The organism is Stenotrophomonas sp. WHRI 8082, from assembly GCF_040223995.2.
GTDB lineage: Bacteria > Pseudomonadota > Gammaproteobacteria > Xanthomonadales > Xanthomonadaceae > Stenotrophomonas.
Genome location: NZ_CP167826.1, coordinates 1,413,033 through 1,428,023 on the forward strand (window position 1 = coordinate 1,413,033; position 14,991 = coordinate 1,428,023).

The window sequence follows — 14,991 nt, forward strand, 5'->3', positions numbered from 1 at the left end:
GCAACCCGGTAGCGCCGAGCCACGCTCGGCGAGCGCGAAGCGCGGCCTGCGTCAGGCATCCTGTTGCCGGAACAGAAAGCCGCCGGGCCAACAAAAAAAACCCCGCCGTTTCCGGCGGGGTTTTTGATGATGCAGGTGCTACGGGACGCGTTGGACTTAGAAGTCCATTCCGCCCATGCCACCCATACCGCCCATGCCACCAGCGCCGCCGCCAGCAGACTCTTCCTTGCGCGGGGCTTCAGCCACCATTGCTTCGGTGGTGATCATCAGGCCAGCGATCGAAGCGGCGTTCTGCAGGGCAGAACGGGTCACCTTGGTCGGGTCCAGGATGCCGAATTCGACCATGTCGCCGAACTCGCCATTGCCGGCGTTGTAGCCGTAGTTGCCAGTCCCTTCCTTCACCTTGTTCAGGATGACCGACGGCTCTTCACCGGCATTGGCCACGATCTCGCGCAGCGGGGCTTCCATGGCGCGCAGGGCGATCTGGATGCCGTGGGTCTGGTCTTCATTGGCACCCTTCAGGTCGCCAACGGCCACCAGGGCACGCACCAGGGCCACACCGCCGCCCGGGACCACGCCTTCTTCGACGGCTGCGCGGGTAGCGTGCAGGGCGTCTTCAACGCGGGCCTTCTTTTCCTTCATTTCGATTTCGGTCGATGCGCCGACCTTGATCACTGCAACGCCACCGGCCAGCTTAGCCACGCGCTCCTGCAGCTTCTCACGGTCGTAATCGGACGAGGTGTCTTCGATCTGCGTCTTGATCTGGGTGACGCGCGACTGGATCGCTGCACCGTCGCCGGCACCGTCGATGATGATGGTGTTTTCCTTGGAAACCTGCACCTTCTTGGCGCGGCCAAGATCGGTGATGGTGGCCTTCTCCAGCGACAGGCCCACTTCCTCGGAGATCACGGTACCGCCGGTCAGCACGGCCATGTCTTCCAGCATCGCCTTGCGACGGTCGCCGAAGCCCGGTGCCTTGACGGCCACGACCTTGACGATGCCACGGATGGTGTTGACCACCAGGGTCGCCAGCGCTTCGCCTTCGACTTCTTCAGCGACGATCAGCAGCGGCTTGCCCGACTTGGCGACGCCTTCCAGCACCGGCAGCAGGTCACGCACGTTGGAGATCTTCTTGTCGTGCAGCAGGATGTACGGGTCATCCAGGTCGGCCGTCTGGCCCTGCTGGTTGTTGACGAAGTACGGGGACAGGTAGCCGCGGTCGAACTGCATGCCTTCGACGACGTCCAGCTCGTTGTCCAGGCCCGAGCCTTCTTCAACGGTGATGACGCCTTCCTTGCCAACCTTCTTCATCGCTTCGGCGATGATGTTGCCGATCGATTCGTCCGAGTTGGCCGAGATCGTACCGACCTGGGCAATCGCCTTGTCGTCAGCGGTCGGCTGGGAGATCTTCTTCAGCTCGGCAACCGCGGCGATGACCGCCTTGTCGATGCCGCGCTTGAGGTCCATCGGGTTCATGCCGGCCGCGACGGCCTTGGCGCCTTCGCGGATCAGGGCCTGTGCCAGCACGGTCGCGGTGGTGGTGCCGTCGCCGGCGTCGTCATTGGTGCGCGAAGCAACTTCCTTCACCATCTGCGCGCCCATGTTCTCGAACTTGTCAGCCAGTTCGATTTCCTTGGCGACGGAGACGCCGTCCTTGGTGATGGTCGGCGCGCCGAAGCTCTTTTCGAGCACAACGTTGCGGCCCTTCGGACCCAGGGTTGCCTTCACGGCATTGGCGAGCACGTTGACGCCGCGGACCATGCGGGCGCGGGCGTCTTCACCGAAACGAATATCTTTGGCAGCCATTGCGATTACCTTTTAATTGAAATGCGGTTGTAGCGCCGGGCGACGCCCGGCGGCTTGATGCGCGGATGCAGCTCAGCCGATGACGGCGAGCACGTCGTCTTCGCGCAGGACCTTGTACTCCACGCCAGCTTCCTTGTAGCTGCTACCGGCGTACTGGCCGTAGATCACCTTGTCGCCAACCTTCAGCGACGGCGCGCGCACGCTGCCGTTGTCCAGTGCCTTGCCCGGACCCACGGCAACGACTTCACCCTTGGTCGACTTTTCCTTGGCCGAATCCGGGATCAGGATGCCGCCGGCGGACACTTCCTCGGCTTCGATCGGCTTGACTACAACGCGGTCGTGAAGCGGCTTCAAGTTGCTCATGTGAGACCTCTCAAGTTATTGATTGTGCTGAAAAAGTCCGGCGATTTTAGCACTCACCCGAGGTGACTGCCAGAACCGCTCGTGAAAAAAGCCCGAACTGATCGGGACACAGCAGAGATGGAGCCCGGCCTTGCCCTTTCAAGGGGCTCCTTCAATTTCTTTTTTAGTGATGCCGATCACGACCCCCATAAGAAGCGTGCCGAATACGACAGAAATGTCATGGAATCGGCTTAGATTGCCGTCAGGGGATCCGCTCACAAGGAGTAGTCGATGCGATTGCTGTCACCACTAGCCGCTGCCTGCCTGCTGGCACTGGCCACCTCGCCCGTCCGGGCCGAGGTCTTCATCAATGAACTGCACTACGACGACAGCACTCCGGCCGGGGACGTCGGCGAGGCGATCGAGGTCGTTGCCACGGCCGGCGAGGACCTGTCCGGGTACCGCCTGTACCTGTACAACGGCAGCACGCCCTCGGCAGCCAGCGTGTACGCCAACAATGCGGTTCCGGCGGGCACGGCAGCGGCCTGCGGCAGCGCCCGCATTGCGGTGGTGACCTACCCGACCAACGGCATCCAGAACGGGGCCAACGACGGCATCGCGCTGGTCGACGCCAGTGGCAAGGTGGTGCAGTTCCTCAGTTACGAGGGCACCATCACCGCCGGCAGCGGCCCAGCCGCCGGCATGACCAGCCAGAACATCCCGGTTGCGGAAAGCAACAGCACTGCGCCGGGCACCTCGCTGCAGCTGACCGGCAGCGGCAGCCAGTACACGCATTTCACCTGGGCCGAATCGGCCGCGCAGACGTTCGGCGCCTGCAACACCGGCCAGACCTTCAGCGGCAGCCCCGGCACCCCGGGCCCGAACACGCCGCCGTCGGTGTCCACGACCCTGCCCGCTCAGGGCAGCAGCACCTTCCCCGCCGCCGGCGATCTGGAAGTGGTGTTCAGCGAGAACGTGACCCTGGCCAGCGGCGCGTTCGCGCTGAGCTGTGGCCAGTCCGGCAGCGTGCCGCTGAACCATCCGTCCAGTGGCCGCACCCTGAAGATTTCCACCAACACCGCCCTGGTGGCCGGTGAAGCGTGCCGCTTCGACATCCGGGCCAGCCGCATCAGCGACAGCCAGGGCGCGCGACCGGCGGCCGATTCACGCATCGCCTTCACCGTGGCCAGCACTACCGGCACCCCCGATCCGGGCAATCCGGGCAACCCCGGTGCGTACTACTCCAAGGTCAACGCCTCCAGCCCCAGCCAGCTGCGCTGCTCGTTGCACGCCACCATCAAGGGCCACACCGCGTATCCGTACAGCGGGTCGGGCACCAGTACCTGGACCATCCTGGAAATTGCCGACGAAGATCCCAACAACGCCGGCAACGTGCTGGATGCCTACCGCAACCGCAGCTACGTCAAGGGCAGCGCGCGCGCGGGCACCGGCAGCGGCCTGACCTACAACCGCGAGCACACCTGGCCGAACTCGCTGGGTTTTGCCAGCACCTCCGGCGACAAAGGCCTGCCGTACGCGCCGTATACCGATACCCACATGCTGTACCTGACCGATGCGCAGTGGAATGCCGACCGGGGCAACAAGCCGTTCGCCAAGTGCGACAGCAACTGCGGCGAGCGCGCCACCGAGTCGAACAACGGCCAGGGTGGCGGCAGCGGCGCCTATCCCGGCAATTCGAACTGGGTGCGCACGCCGGATGGCAACCAGGGCACGTTCGAGGTGTGGGGCAAGCGCAAGGGCGACATGGCCCGCGCGGTGATGTACATGGCCATCCGCTATGAGGGGGGCAAAGATGCCGCAACTGGCCAGTCCGAACCCGACCTGGAGCTGACCGACGACCGCAGCAAAATCGTCAAGACCAGCAGCTCGCCGGCTTACATGGGCCTGCTGTCCACCCTGATCGACTGGCATCTGGCCGACCCACCGACCGACGCCGAGCGGGCCCGCAACGAGGTGATCTACAGCTTCCAGGGCAACCGCAACCCTTTCATCGACCACCCCGAGTGGGCCACCCCGGCCCTGTTCACTTCAGCGAAGCCGGCCAGCTGCCAGCTGGCCAACTGATGCGCTGCTGATCTGTCTGATGCCCCGGTCCGGCCTCCTGCGCGGACCGGGGCCCTATACTCGGCGGCGATGTCGACCGCCGATCCCGTGCTGCTGTTGTTCACCACCTGCCCTGACCTGGCCACTGCCGAGCGCATCGCGCACGCATTGGTAGGTGAGCGGTTGGCGGCGTGCGTTACCCGCCAGGAGGGCGCGCGGTCCACGTACCGCTGGCAGGGCGAAGTGACCACAGACACCGAGCTGCAGCTGCTGGTGAAGACCACGGCCAGCCGACTCGATGCCGCCATGGCGCGGCTGGTCGAACTGCATCCGTATGAACTCCCCGAGTGCATCGCGGTCGAAGCACGCGCCGGCTTGCCGGCCTATCTGGATTGGATCCGGGCGCAGACCCGGGAGGAACACGCTTGAACACCTTTGGATTGATGACGCTTGTCCGTCGCGGCGCTGCCCTGTGTGCGCTGCTGGCCCTGTCCCTGCCCGCGTGGGCACTGAGCGAGAAAGACCTGCTGCCGGTGGATGAAGCGTTCGCGCTCAGCGCCACGGCCCCGCAGCGCGGCCAGATCGAGCTGCAGTGGAAGATCGCACCGGGCTATTACCTGTACCGCCATCGCACCAGCGTCAAGGCGGATCCCGCGTTCAATGCAGGCACCCTGAAGATGCCCGCCGGTGATCGCCACCACGATGATTTCTTCGGCGAAGTGGAAACCTACCGGCAGCAGCTGGTGGCGACCCTGCCCGGCCAGCCGGCAGCCGACGCCGGCACGGTCAGCGTGGAAGTCCGCTACCAGGGCTGCGCCGATGCGGGCGTGTGCTACCCGCCGCAGAAGCGGGTGATCCAGGTCGCCCTGCCCGGCGCTGGCGCTGACACGGGAACAGCGGGTTCAGCGGTCCGTAGCGGCGGCGCGGCGGCCCTGCTCGGCAGCCCGCTGGGCAGCACCGGTGGCGGCCTGCGGCTGCCCGGGACGGCCAGCGCGACGCAGTCGTTGCCGCTGCCGGCGGAGAAAGCCTTCGGCTTCGACGCCATCGTCGACGACGGGAATGCGCTGCTGCTGCGCTTCACCCCGGCCAAGGGGTATTACCTGTATCGCGACCGCACTTCGCTGAAGCTGGAAGGCGCCAACGGCGTGCGCCTGCAGCCGCTGCGTTGGCCGGCGGCGCGCTCGCACCGCGATGAGCACTTCGGTGATGTCGCGGTGTATTTCGATCAGACCGATGTGGCCCTGCCGTTGCAGCGCACCCGTCCGGGCCCGGTCGATGCCACCTTGGTCGTCACCTTCCAGGGCTGCCAGACCGACGGCATCTGCTATCCGCCGATGACCCGCCGGGTGAAGCTTGCGATCCCCGCCGGCACCGTCGACAACGGCGTTGCCGGCACCACAGCGGCGACCGAGCTGCCGGCCGCGCTGCCGCGCGAAGCACAGCGCACCGACGGCGGCAGTGGTGGATCCACCGATGGGCGGCGCCTGGTTGCGATAACGCCGGACCCGCTGCCCGATGACAACACCGTGGCCCGGACCGCCGATGCCGCAGCTCCCAGCCCCGACGCCAGCGCAGGCAATGCGCAGCGCACGCCGCCGCCTACCTCGGCGCCGACGACCACCGTCAAGGGTCTGCTGATGGTGCTGCTGCTGGCGCTCGCCGGTGGCCTGGTACTGAACCTGATGCCCTGCGTGCTGCCGATCCTTTCCCTGAAAGTGCTGGGCTTGGCGCAGAGCGGTGAAAGCCGCCAGCGCGCGCGGGCGCATGCCCTGTGGTACACCGCCGGCGTGCTGGTGGCCTTTGCGGTGATCGGCGCGTTGGTGCTGGCATTGCGCGCCGCGGGCCAGGCGGCCGGCTGGGGGTTCCAGCTGCAGCATCCGTGGTTCATCGCCACCCTGGTGTACCTGATGTTCGCCGTCGGCCTGAGCCTGTCCGGCGTTTTCACGCTGGGCGGCAGTGTCGGCGGCATCGGCCAGTCGCTGGCCTCGCGTAGTGGCCCGATGGGCGACTTCTTCACCGGCGTGCTGGCGTGCGTGGTCGCCAGCCCGTGCGTTGCGCCGTTCATGGGCCCGGCACTGGCCTATGCCTTCGCCGCACCGGCGGTGCAGTCGATGCTGGTGTTCCTGGCATTGGGCCTGGGCCTGGCGCTGCCGTTCCTGCTGGTCGGCTTCGTGCCCTCGCTGGCCCGCCGCCTGCCGCGTCCGGGAGCCTGGATGGAGACCCTCAAGCACGTCCTGGCGTTCCCGATGTATGCCACCGCCCTGTGGCTGTTGTGGGTGCTGGGCAAGCAGCGCGGCGTGGACGCGATGGCCTTTGTACTGGCCGGACTGGTGCTGCTGGCGCTGGGCCTGTGGTGGTTCGAGCGCAGCCGCTGGCGCAGCCAGCGCATGGGTGCGGTGCTGGCCGGCGTGGTGATCCTGGCGGCGCTGGTACCGGTGTGGGGCGTGAGCCGACTGGCGGCGCCGGTTGCCGGTGCACAGGCCGCCGGCGAGAACGCGGTGGCCTATTCGCCGGAGATGCTGGACCGGCTGCGCGGCGACAACCGCGTGGTATTCGTCAACATGACCGCCGACTGGTGCGTCACCTGCAAGGCCAACGAGCGCGCCGTACTGTCGCGCCCCGCGTTCCAGGACCTGCTGCGCAGGACCAATGCGGTGTACATGCGCGGGGACTACACCAACGTGGATCCGCAGATCACCGCGTTCCTCGATGAGCACAAAGCCGTGGGCGTGCCGCTGTACGTGGTGTATGGCCCCGGCGCACCGCCGATCGTGCTGCCTTCGGTGCTGACCCAGGCGCTGGCCGAAGAGGCCTTGCTGCGTACTGCGCGGTGACGCGCCTGCGGCCCGCACTGCTGTGGACGGCGGTGCTGGCCGGTGGCCTGGGCCTGTGGGCCGGGAACGTGATGGAAGAGCGTGGGGCGGCCCCCGTTTCCCGGCAGGCGAAGGCTGCAGATCCCATCGGATCGCCGCTGCCCGCCATCGTGCTGCCGGACCTGTCCGGGACCCCGGTGGACCTTGCCGCGTTCCGTGGACGGCCGCTGCTGATCAACGTCTGGGCCAGCTGGTGTGGCCCCTGCGTTGAGGAAATGCCCGAGTTGGCTCGCTTTGCCGACGCGCAGGGCGAGCAGGGCGTGCAGGTGCTGGGCCTGGCACTGGACACCAGTGAAGGCGTGCAGGACTTCCTGCAGCGGGTGCCAGTGGGCTATCCCATCGTGCTGGACACGCCGGGCCGCGACGACGCCAGCGTGCGACTGGGCAATACACAGGGCCTGCTGCCCTACAGCGTGCTGGTGGATGCGCAGGGCCGCATCGTGCGCCGCAAGCTCGGGCCTTTTGCCCAAGGTGAGATCGAGGAGTGGGCGACAGGCCGTTGATCGCGCTTGACCCTGAAGCCTTGGACCGGAACACTGTGCGAGTGATTCTCATTTGCTAATGGCAAGGATGCCATCCGCATCGCCACTTCCTGCGCAGCAGCCAGCCCCCACTGGCGGTACCGGTTTCCCCTCCCCCGATGTTCAAGAACGTTCTTTTCCAGGTGCACTGGTTCCTCGGCATCACTGCCGGCACCGTGCTCGCCCTGATGGGCCTCACCGGCGCCACGCTGTCGTTCGAGGACGAGCTGCTGCGCGCGCTGAATCCCGGCTTCGCCGCCGTGGCGACCCAGCATGCGGACGGGCAGCAGGCATTGCCGTTGAGTACCCTGGTGGACACCCTTGGCGCTTCGAGTGACACCCCGCTACAGCGGCTGCGTGTGGACGCGACAGGTCAGCGCCCCTCAGTGGCCCGCTTCGAAGGCGGACGCGATAACTGGGTTTATTTCGATCCCTACACCGGCGAGTCGTTCAGTGCGCTGCGGGGACAGGCGTTCTTCGATTTCATGGAAGACCTGCACCGTCGCCTGGTGGCCGGCGAGCGGGGGCAGCTGGTCACCGGTATCTGCACGATCTTCCTGCTGGTGTTCGTGCTGTCGGGCATCTACCTGCGCTGGCCGCGGCAGTGGTGGAACTGGCGCAGCTGGTTCGCCGTGGAGTGGAAACACCGTGGCCGCAGCTTCCTGTGGAGCCTGCATTCGGTGATCGGCACGTGGGTGCTGCCGGTCTACCTGCTGATCGTGCTCACCGGGTTGTGGTGGTCGTTCGACTGGTACCGCGATGGCCTGACCCGCGTGCTGGGCGGCGAAAGGGAAACTCCGGCCGTGCTGCAGGGCGAGGGGACGTTGAACCTGCAGCGCGTGCAGGCCACGTTGTACGCCCTGCCCGGCGTACGCGAGGGCTATATCGACCTGCGCTTGCCGGCCCGTGGCGACCGGCCGCTGACCGTGCGCGTGATGTCGGCCACCAGCACGCACCACGACCGCGCCCACGACGTACTGCAGCTTGATCCCTCCAGCGGTGCGCTCCTCGAACAGCGCGCCTACGGCAGCCTGGATGCAGGCGGCAAAGTGTTGACCAGCATGTTCGCACTGCATTCGGGCAGCTTCTTCGGCCTGCCCGGCCGCCTCATCGTGATGCTGTCCAGCCTGATGATGGTGCTGTTCTTCGTCACCGGCTGGATGCTGTACCTGGATCGTCGGGCGAAGAAGCGCGCGGTACGCGCCTCACGTGTCGACCTTCCTGCGCTCGATGTCACCGGCGATGCCGGCGGGCCGGCGTGGCTGGTGTCCTTCGCCAGCCAGAGCGGCCAGGCGGAGCAGCTGGCCTGGCGCGCGGCCGGCCAGTTGCAGGCGGCCGGCATGCGCGTGCAGGTGCAGCCGTTGGCCCGATTGGATGTGGCCACCCTGCAGCAGACCGAACGCGCCCTGTTCGTGGTCAGCACGTTCGGCGACGGCGAAGCACCGGACAGCGCGCGGGTGTTCGAACGCAAGGTACTGGCGCAGGCGCAAGCGTTGCCCGGACTGGGCTACGCGATGCTCGCACTGGGTGATCGTCAGTACGCGCGCTTCTGTGGATTCGCGCGCCGGGTGGAGACCTGGCTGGGCGAACAAGGGGCGGCGGCGCTGTTCCCCTGCGTCGAAGTGGATGGCGATGATGCACGCGCGCTGCAGCGCTGGCAGCAGCACCTGGTGGCGTTGACCGGCATCGAGGCACTCGAGGCGGATGCAAGCCCGAGCGCCCTGCAGGAATGGTCACTGGTGGAGCGCGTGCTGCTCAATCCGGGCAGCCAGGGCGGTGCGATCTGGCAGATCACCCTGCAGCCACCGCCCGGCACCGGCTGGCAGGCCGGTGACATCCTGCAGGTAGCCCCCCGGGAGGGCGATGCGCACGTACAGGCCGTCCTGCACGCCGCCGGCGTGGATGCGGATGCGTGGGTGCACGTGGATGGCGCAACGGTACGAGTCGACGATGCGGCCGCACTGCGCGTGTTGCCCGATGCCACCCAGGTGCAGGCCGTGCACGACGCGGTGCACTGGCTGGATGAGCTGCCGCGGCTGCCGCCACGCGAATACTCGATCGCCTCGTGCGCGGCCGATGGCACGGTGCAGCTGGTGGTCCGCCTGGTGTACGACGCCGCTGGTCGCGCGGGGCTGGGGTCGGGCTGGCTGGCACACCACGCGCCGGTGGCGGGACCCGTGCATGCGCGCGTTCGACGCAATGCCGGTTTCCATCGGCATGCCGATGCGCCGCCGATGATCCTGATCGGCAACGGCACCGGTATCGCAGGGCTGCGCAGCCTGTTGCGCGAAGCCCATGCAGCGGGACACCACGGGCACTGGCTGCTGTTCGGCGAACGCCAGCAGGCCTGCGATGCGTTGTATGCCGATGAGCTGCGGGATTGGCAAGCACAGCGGCACTTGTCGCGCGTGGATCTTGCGTGGTCGCGCGATGGCGAAACGCGCCTGTATGTGCAGGACCTGCTGCGTGCGGCGAGCGCAGAGCTTCGCCACTGGATCGCCGATGGCGCCTGCCTGTATGTCTGCGGCTCGCTGCAGGGCATGGCGCAAGGCGTGGATGACGTACTGCGCGAGACGCTGGGCGAAGACGCCCTGGACGCCCTGCTGGCAGAAGGCCGCTACCGCCGCGACGTGTACTGAGCTGTAGCGGAAGGGGTAGAGCTGACCCGGTAGAGCCGACTTCAGTCGGCTGGCATTTCGAGCACCACGTCAGCCGACTGAAGTCGGCTCTACCAGTCGGCTTTACCGTTCGCCGCTGACAGGCTGCAGATGCGGCTGCAGCAGCGCCGCTACCCAGTCCATGAATACTCTCACGCGCGCGGGCAGGTGCCTGCGCTGTGCATACAGCAACGTGACCGGCATCGGCTCGGCCGGAAACTGCGGCAGGATCTCCACCAGCACCCCGTCATGCAGCGCCTGCCGCACGCCCAGGCGCGGTACCTGGATGATGCCCAGCCCCGCTGCTGCCGCTGCGCTGTATCCATCGCCGCTGTTCACCGTCACCGCGCCGGCCATCGGCAGGGTGCGGTACTGCTGTCCATCGAAGTATTCAAAGCCGGACGGACGCTGGCCCAGCGTGCTCACGTAGTGCACCAGCCGATGATCGTGCAGCGCTTCAAGCGTATGCGGCGTACCGTAGCGGGCCAGATAGCTCGGGCTGGCGCAGTTCACCACCTCCATGCAACCCAGCGTCCGCGCCACCAGCGTGTTGTCATCGAGCGGGCCGACCCGAAGCACGCAGTCGAATCCTTCCCGCACCAGGTCGACGCGGCGATCGGTGCCACTGAGCTCGATTTCCAGCCCAGGATGCTGCTGCAGGAAATCCGGCAACGTCGGCACGACGAGGTGCCGCGCAAGCCCGCTGGACATGTCCACGCGCAGGCGGCCACGCAGGGTAGCGGTGTCGCGGCGGAACATCCCCTGCAGGTCCTCCACATCGTCCAGCAGATCGCGTGCGCGCTGGAACAGCTGCTCGCCATCGGCGGTCAACTGCACGCGGCGGGTGGTCCGGTGCAGCAACTGCGTGCCCATCGCGGTTTCCAGCTGCTGCACGGCGACCGATACGCTGGCCTTGGGCAGGCCCAGTCCTTCAGCGGCGCGGGTGAACGACCCGCGCTCAGCCACATGCAGAAACGCGCGAAGCTGCGCCAGGCTGTCCATTGATTGTTGTTCCAGATTGAACAGTCATATCAGCATCACGCGATTTATTCGCGCCTGCAAGCCCAATACGCTGGCCCCCTACCCGCTGATGGAGTTCGCTATGACTACCGCTATCCGTACCGTATTGATCACCGGCGGCAGCCGTGGCCTGGGTCGCAATGCCGCACTCGCCCTGGCCGCCGACGGGGCCGACATCGTACTGACCTACCGCAGCCAGTCCGCTGCGGCCGATGATGTGGTGGCACAGATTCAAGCGCTGGGCCGTCGCGCTGCCGCGCTGGCGTTGGACGTGGCCGACATCAGCGCGTTCGCGGCATTCAGCGAACGCCTGGAGCTGCAGTTGCAAGCCTGGGGCGTGGAGCGCCTTGACGGCCTGGTCAACAACGCCGGCGAAGGCCACTACGCGCTGATCGCCGATACCACCCCGGCGTCGTTCGATCATCTGGTCAACGTGCACTTGAAAGGGCCCTACTTCCTGACCCAGACGCTGTTGCCGCTGCTGGCCGATGGCAGCCGCATCCTCAACGTGTCCAGCGGACTGGCCCGCTTCTCGCTGCCGGGCAGCTCCGCCTACGCGATGATGAAGGGCGGCATCGAAGTGTTCACCCGCTACCTGGCCAAAGAGCTGGGCGCACGCGGGATCAGTGCGAACACCCTGGCGCCGGGCGCGATCGAGACCGACTTCGGTGGCGGCCGGGTGCGCGACGATGCAGGCACCAACGCGATGGTGGCCTCGTCCACCGCGCTGGGCCGCGCAGGCAAACCGGACGACATCGGCCCGGCCGTGGTCGCCCTGATGTCACCGGGCACGCACTGGATCAACGCCCAGCGCGTGGAAGCATCGGGCGGCATGTTCATCTGACGCGTCGACACGACGTTATCGCAGCATCCCGGTAGCGCCGAGCCACGCTCGGCGAGCGCAGCGGCCCAGATCACGCGGCCACGGCGAATCGCAGCACCCCGGTAGCGCCGAGCCACGCTCGGCGAGCGCAGCGGGAAGAACCTGACGGCCAGCGGCCGTCACTACCAAGGGCAGCGGCCCAGGTCACGCGGCCACAGCGCGTGGCGCGGCGCGCAGCTGGAACACGGCCACCGCTTCGGCCAGCAGATCCGCTTGGTCTTCCAACGCACGGGCCGAGGCCGTGGCTTCTTCCACCATCGCCGCGTTCTGCTGCGTGCTGGCGTCCATCTGCACGATGGTCTGGTTGACCTGGCTGATGCCATTGCGTTGTTCCAGCGACGCATCGCGAATCTGCAGCATGATCGCCGCCACCTGCTGCACGCTGGCCTGCAGCTCGGTCATCGTCGCGCCCGCCTGGCCGACCGCCTGCGTACCCTGCCCGACCTGCGCCACCGAATCTTCGATCAAGCCCTTGATCTGCTTCGCCGCATCCGCGCTCCGTTGGGCCAGGCTGCGTACTTCGCTGGCAACCACCGCGAAGCTGCGCCCCTGCTCCCCTGCGCGCGCCGCTTCCACGGCTGCGTTCAAGGCCAGGATATTGGTCTGGAACGCGATGCCATCGATCAGCGAAGTGATCTCGCCGATGCGACGCGACGCCGCCGAAATATCACTCATCGAGCGCTGCACGCGACCCACCGCGTCGCCTCCGCGTGCGGCGACCTCCGCACTGGCCTGCACCAGTACGCTGGCCTGGCTGGCCGCATCGGCATTGCGCGATACGGTATCGGTCAGCTCGTGCATCGATGCAGCGGTCTCTTCCAGATTGGCAGCCTGCAACTCCGTCCGGGTCGACAGGTCGGCATTGCCTGCGCTTATCTCACCGGCCGCCTCGCCGATGGACCCCGCGGCCTGCTGGATGCGCGCCACGATCCCTGCAAGTTGCTGCACCGTCGCATTGGCATCGTCGCGCATGTGGGCAAACACCCCTTCGACCTCACCGTCCATGCGCGCGCGCAGGTCACCGCGGGCCAGCGCTGCCAGCAGCGTTTGCAGGTCGCCCAGATTGTGTTCGAAGGTTGCCAACAGATGGTTGATGCTGGCGGACAGACGGTGCACGAAGCCCGCCTTGCCCTCCAGCGGAATCCGCCCGGCCAGTTCACCGAGCGCCGCTGCGTCGACCAGCGCCGCCACCTCGGTCTCCAGCAGCACCTCCAGCGCGCGACTTCGCCACTCCACCACCTCGCCCAGCGCGTGTCCATCGTCGAAGATGGGTGTCGTCACTACGTGCCAGGTCGTGCCGGCGTGCTGGATGTCAAAGTCCCGCCTTCCACTCCCACCCACGCTGGACAATGCGGTGTGCACGTCGCGGGCCGACGCGCCGATCACCTCATCGGCGGCACGTGACAAGGTCAGCAGCAGCGCCGGGTTGGCATGCGTCACGATGCCCTGTGGGTCTATCACCATCAATCCCGTGGACGCGCTGTCCAGCGCTTGGCGTGCGCGTGCGTTCTCTTGGGCGACGGCGCGGTCCCGCTCGATGCGCGCGCGCAGTTGCTGCTGCATATGACCAAGTCGCTGGGCAAGCTGCCCGATCTCATCGTGTGGATTGTGCACACGCAGCTCGGTATCCAGCCGGTCTTCGGCAATGTCCTGCGCAAATCGCAGTGTGTCCTGGATCGGTCGACGCACCGCGCGCAGCACCATCAAGAGTGTGCCGATCAACACCAGCGCAACCGTCAACAGGCTTGCGGCGAACATCACACCCAGCCGCGACGCCTGCGCCTGCTGTCGTTCGCGCGCCTGCTCCAGGTTGCTGGCCTGCACCGTCTGGAATGCCTGCAATGCCGGCGCGATGCTCGACGCAGTGTCTACCAGCAGCTGTGCCTCGACATCCAGTCCGACACGCGCCGCGGTGTAGGACAGCAAAGCGCCCTGATACGCATCCATCAGCTCGCGAAGCTGCTGTTGCGTATCGGCAGACAGGCCCGCCAGCGCGAGATCGAACGGCAGCTTTTCTTCGCTGGCCTTGTCGGCATGGCTGGAGTCACCGTTCAACAGCAACAGACTCTCCTGCCGGCGCATCTTCTGCACGTGCATCGCCAGTAAGGGGCGATCGGTTGCATCCACGGCAGACTGCAAGGCGTCGGCGGCGGTATCAAGCTGCACCGCCAGCGCCTCATCACCGCGTCCCATCTCATCCACGCGGGCGTTCAAACCGGCAATCCCTTCGGAGAATGCGGCGGCATGGCTGGCCACCTCGTCGAGCGCTGTCTTCCGTGCACCGTCCATCGGCAGCGCACGTAACTGCTCCAGCGTGGCCTGCAGGCGCTGCTGGGCCTGTTGCAGCGAGGTGCGATCAGCCGCATCGAACGTCAGGGCATACTGCGTCTGCAGTCTGCGGGCTTCGGCGACCTCCGCCGCCAGCGTGGAGGCAAGGCCGGTGCCCTGCTGATGGACAGCGAACGTGCGCGCGGCCCGATCACTGACATGAGTCGTCCACGCATACATCGCGGCAACGGTGACCAGGCCGATGCCGCAGACCAGCAGGCTGCCTTTGATCTTGGCAGCTACACTGAGGCGGGCCAGGCGGTGGATAGGTCCGCTGGCAACCGCAGCGGTGCCGCGCACGCGGGCGCCCAATGTTCGCAGGAAATGCGGTACAGCCGACATGACAGACTCCGAGGCAGAATGACGCATCGGTATCGGCCGTCAGCTTGCGTACTTTAGCCCCGGTAGCGCCAAACCCAGCTCGGTGAGCGCGGCGGCCTGCGCCCCTGCCCCGCGGGCATAGGGAGAACCGCCACGCATGCCGCAGCGGTACCGGG

Annotated in this window: 10 protein-coding genes; 6 read left to right on the forward strand and 4 right to left on the reverse strand. The window is 66.8% G+C overall.

The genetic code is table 11. The features are described 5' to 3' along the window. Positions 1-156 precede the first annotated feature (156 nt). Together groL and ABRP17_RS06325 are read right to left on the reverse strand one after the other, a co-directional pair. Positions 157-1,806 (reverse strand): chaperonin GroEL, encoded by a 1,650-nt coding sequence (gene groL / locus ABRP17_RS06320; protein ID WP_188325156.1) that lies wholly within the window; start codon positions 1,804-1,806, stop codon positions 157-159. Between the two features lie 72 nt (positions 1,807-1,878). Beyond that, complete coding sequence (locus tag ABRP17_RS06325) at positions 1,879-2,169, reverse strand: co-chaperone GroES (protein WP_188325157.1); 291 nt, start codon at positions 2,167-2,169, stop codon at positions 1,879-1,881. A gap of 270 nt (positions 2,170-2,439) precedes the next feature. Here ABRP17_RS06325 and ABRP17_RS06330 point away from each other — a divergent pair, with 270 nt between their 5' ends. The 5 genes from ABRP17_RS06330 to ABRP17_RS06350 all read left to right on the forward strand — a co-directional run bounded on the left by ABRP17_RS06330 (position 2,440) and on the right by ABRP17_RS06350 (position 10,245). After that, a complete protein-coding gene (locus ABRP17_RS06330; protein WP_349985494.1) occupies positions 2,440-4,233 on the forward strand; it encodes an endonuclease in 1,794 nt (597 codons plus the stop codon). Between the two features lie 69 nt (positions 4,234-4,302). Then, positions 4,303-4,641 (forward strand): divalent-cation tolerance protein CutA, encoded by a 339-nt coding sequence (gene cutA / locus ABRP17_RS06335; protein ID WP_192082009.1) that lies wholly within the window; start codon positions 4,303-4,305, stop codon positions 4,639-4,641. Between the two features lie 14 nt (positions 4,642-4,655). Continuing rightward, positions 4,656-7,046 (forward strand): protein-disulfide reductase DsbD, encoded by a 2,391-nt coding sequence (locus ABRP17_RS06340; RefSeq protein ID WP_349985500.1) that lies wholly within the window; start codon positions 4,656-4,658, stop codon positions 7,044-7,046. After that, positions 7,043-7,588: a TlpA disulfide reductase family protein gene (locus tag ABRP17_RS06345; RefSeq protein ID WP_349985493.1), complete on the forward strand. Its 546-nt coding sequence runs from the start codon at positions 7,043-7,045 to the stop codon at positions 7,586-7,588. Before ABRP17_RS06340 ends, ABRP17_RS06345 begins: the two co-directional genes overlap by 4 nt. Before the next feature lie 137 nt (positions 7,589-7,725). Then, entirely contained in the window at positions 7,726-10,245 is a 2,520-nt protein-coding gene (locus tag ABRP17_RS06350; RefSeq protein ID WP_349985492.1) for a PepSY domain-containing protein, read from the forward strand. Positions 10,246-10,347: 102 nt separating this feature from the next. Here the strand turns inward: ABRP17_RS06350 and ABRP17_RS06355 are convergent, their stop codons facing one another. Beyond that, positions 10,348-11,265 (reverse strand): LysR family transcriptional regulator, encoded by a 918-nt coding sequence (locus ABRP17_RS06355; protein ID WP_349985491.1) that lies wholly within the window; start codon positions 11,263-11,265, stop codon positions 10,348-10,350. A 100-nt stretch (positions 11,266-11,365) separates the two neighbouring features. Here ABRP17_RS06355 and ABRP17_RS06360 point away from each other — a divergent pair, with 100 nt between their 5' ends. Then, a complete protein-coding gene (locus ABRP17_RS06360) occupies positions 11,366-12,127 on the forward strand; it encodes an SDR family oxidoreductase (RefSeq protein ID WP_349985490.1) in 762 nt (253 codons plus the stop codon). 183 nt (positions 12,128-12,310) lie between these two features. Here the strand turns inward: ABRP17_RS06360 and ABRP17_RS06365 are convergent, their stop codons facing one another. Then, positions 12,311-14,836, reverse strand: coding sequence for a methyl-accepting chemotaxis protein (locus ABRP17_RS06365; RefSeq protein ID WP_349985489.1), 2,526 nt, complete (start codon positions 14,834-14,836; stop codon positions 12,311-12,313). Between the last annotated feature and the right edge of the window lie 155 nt (positions 14,837-14,991).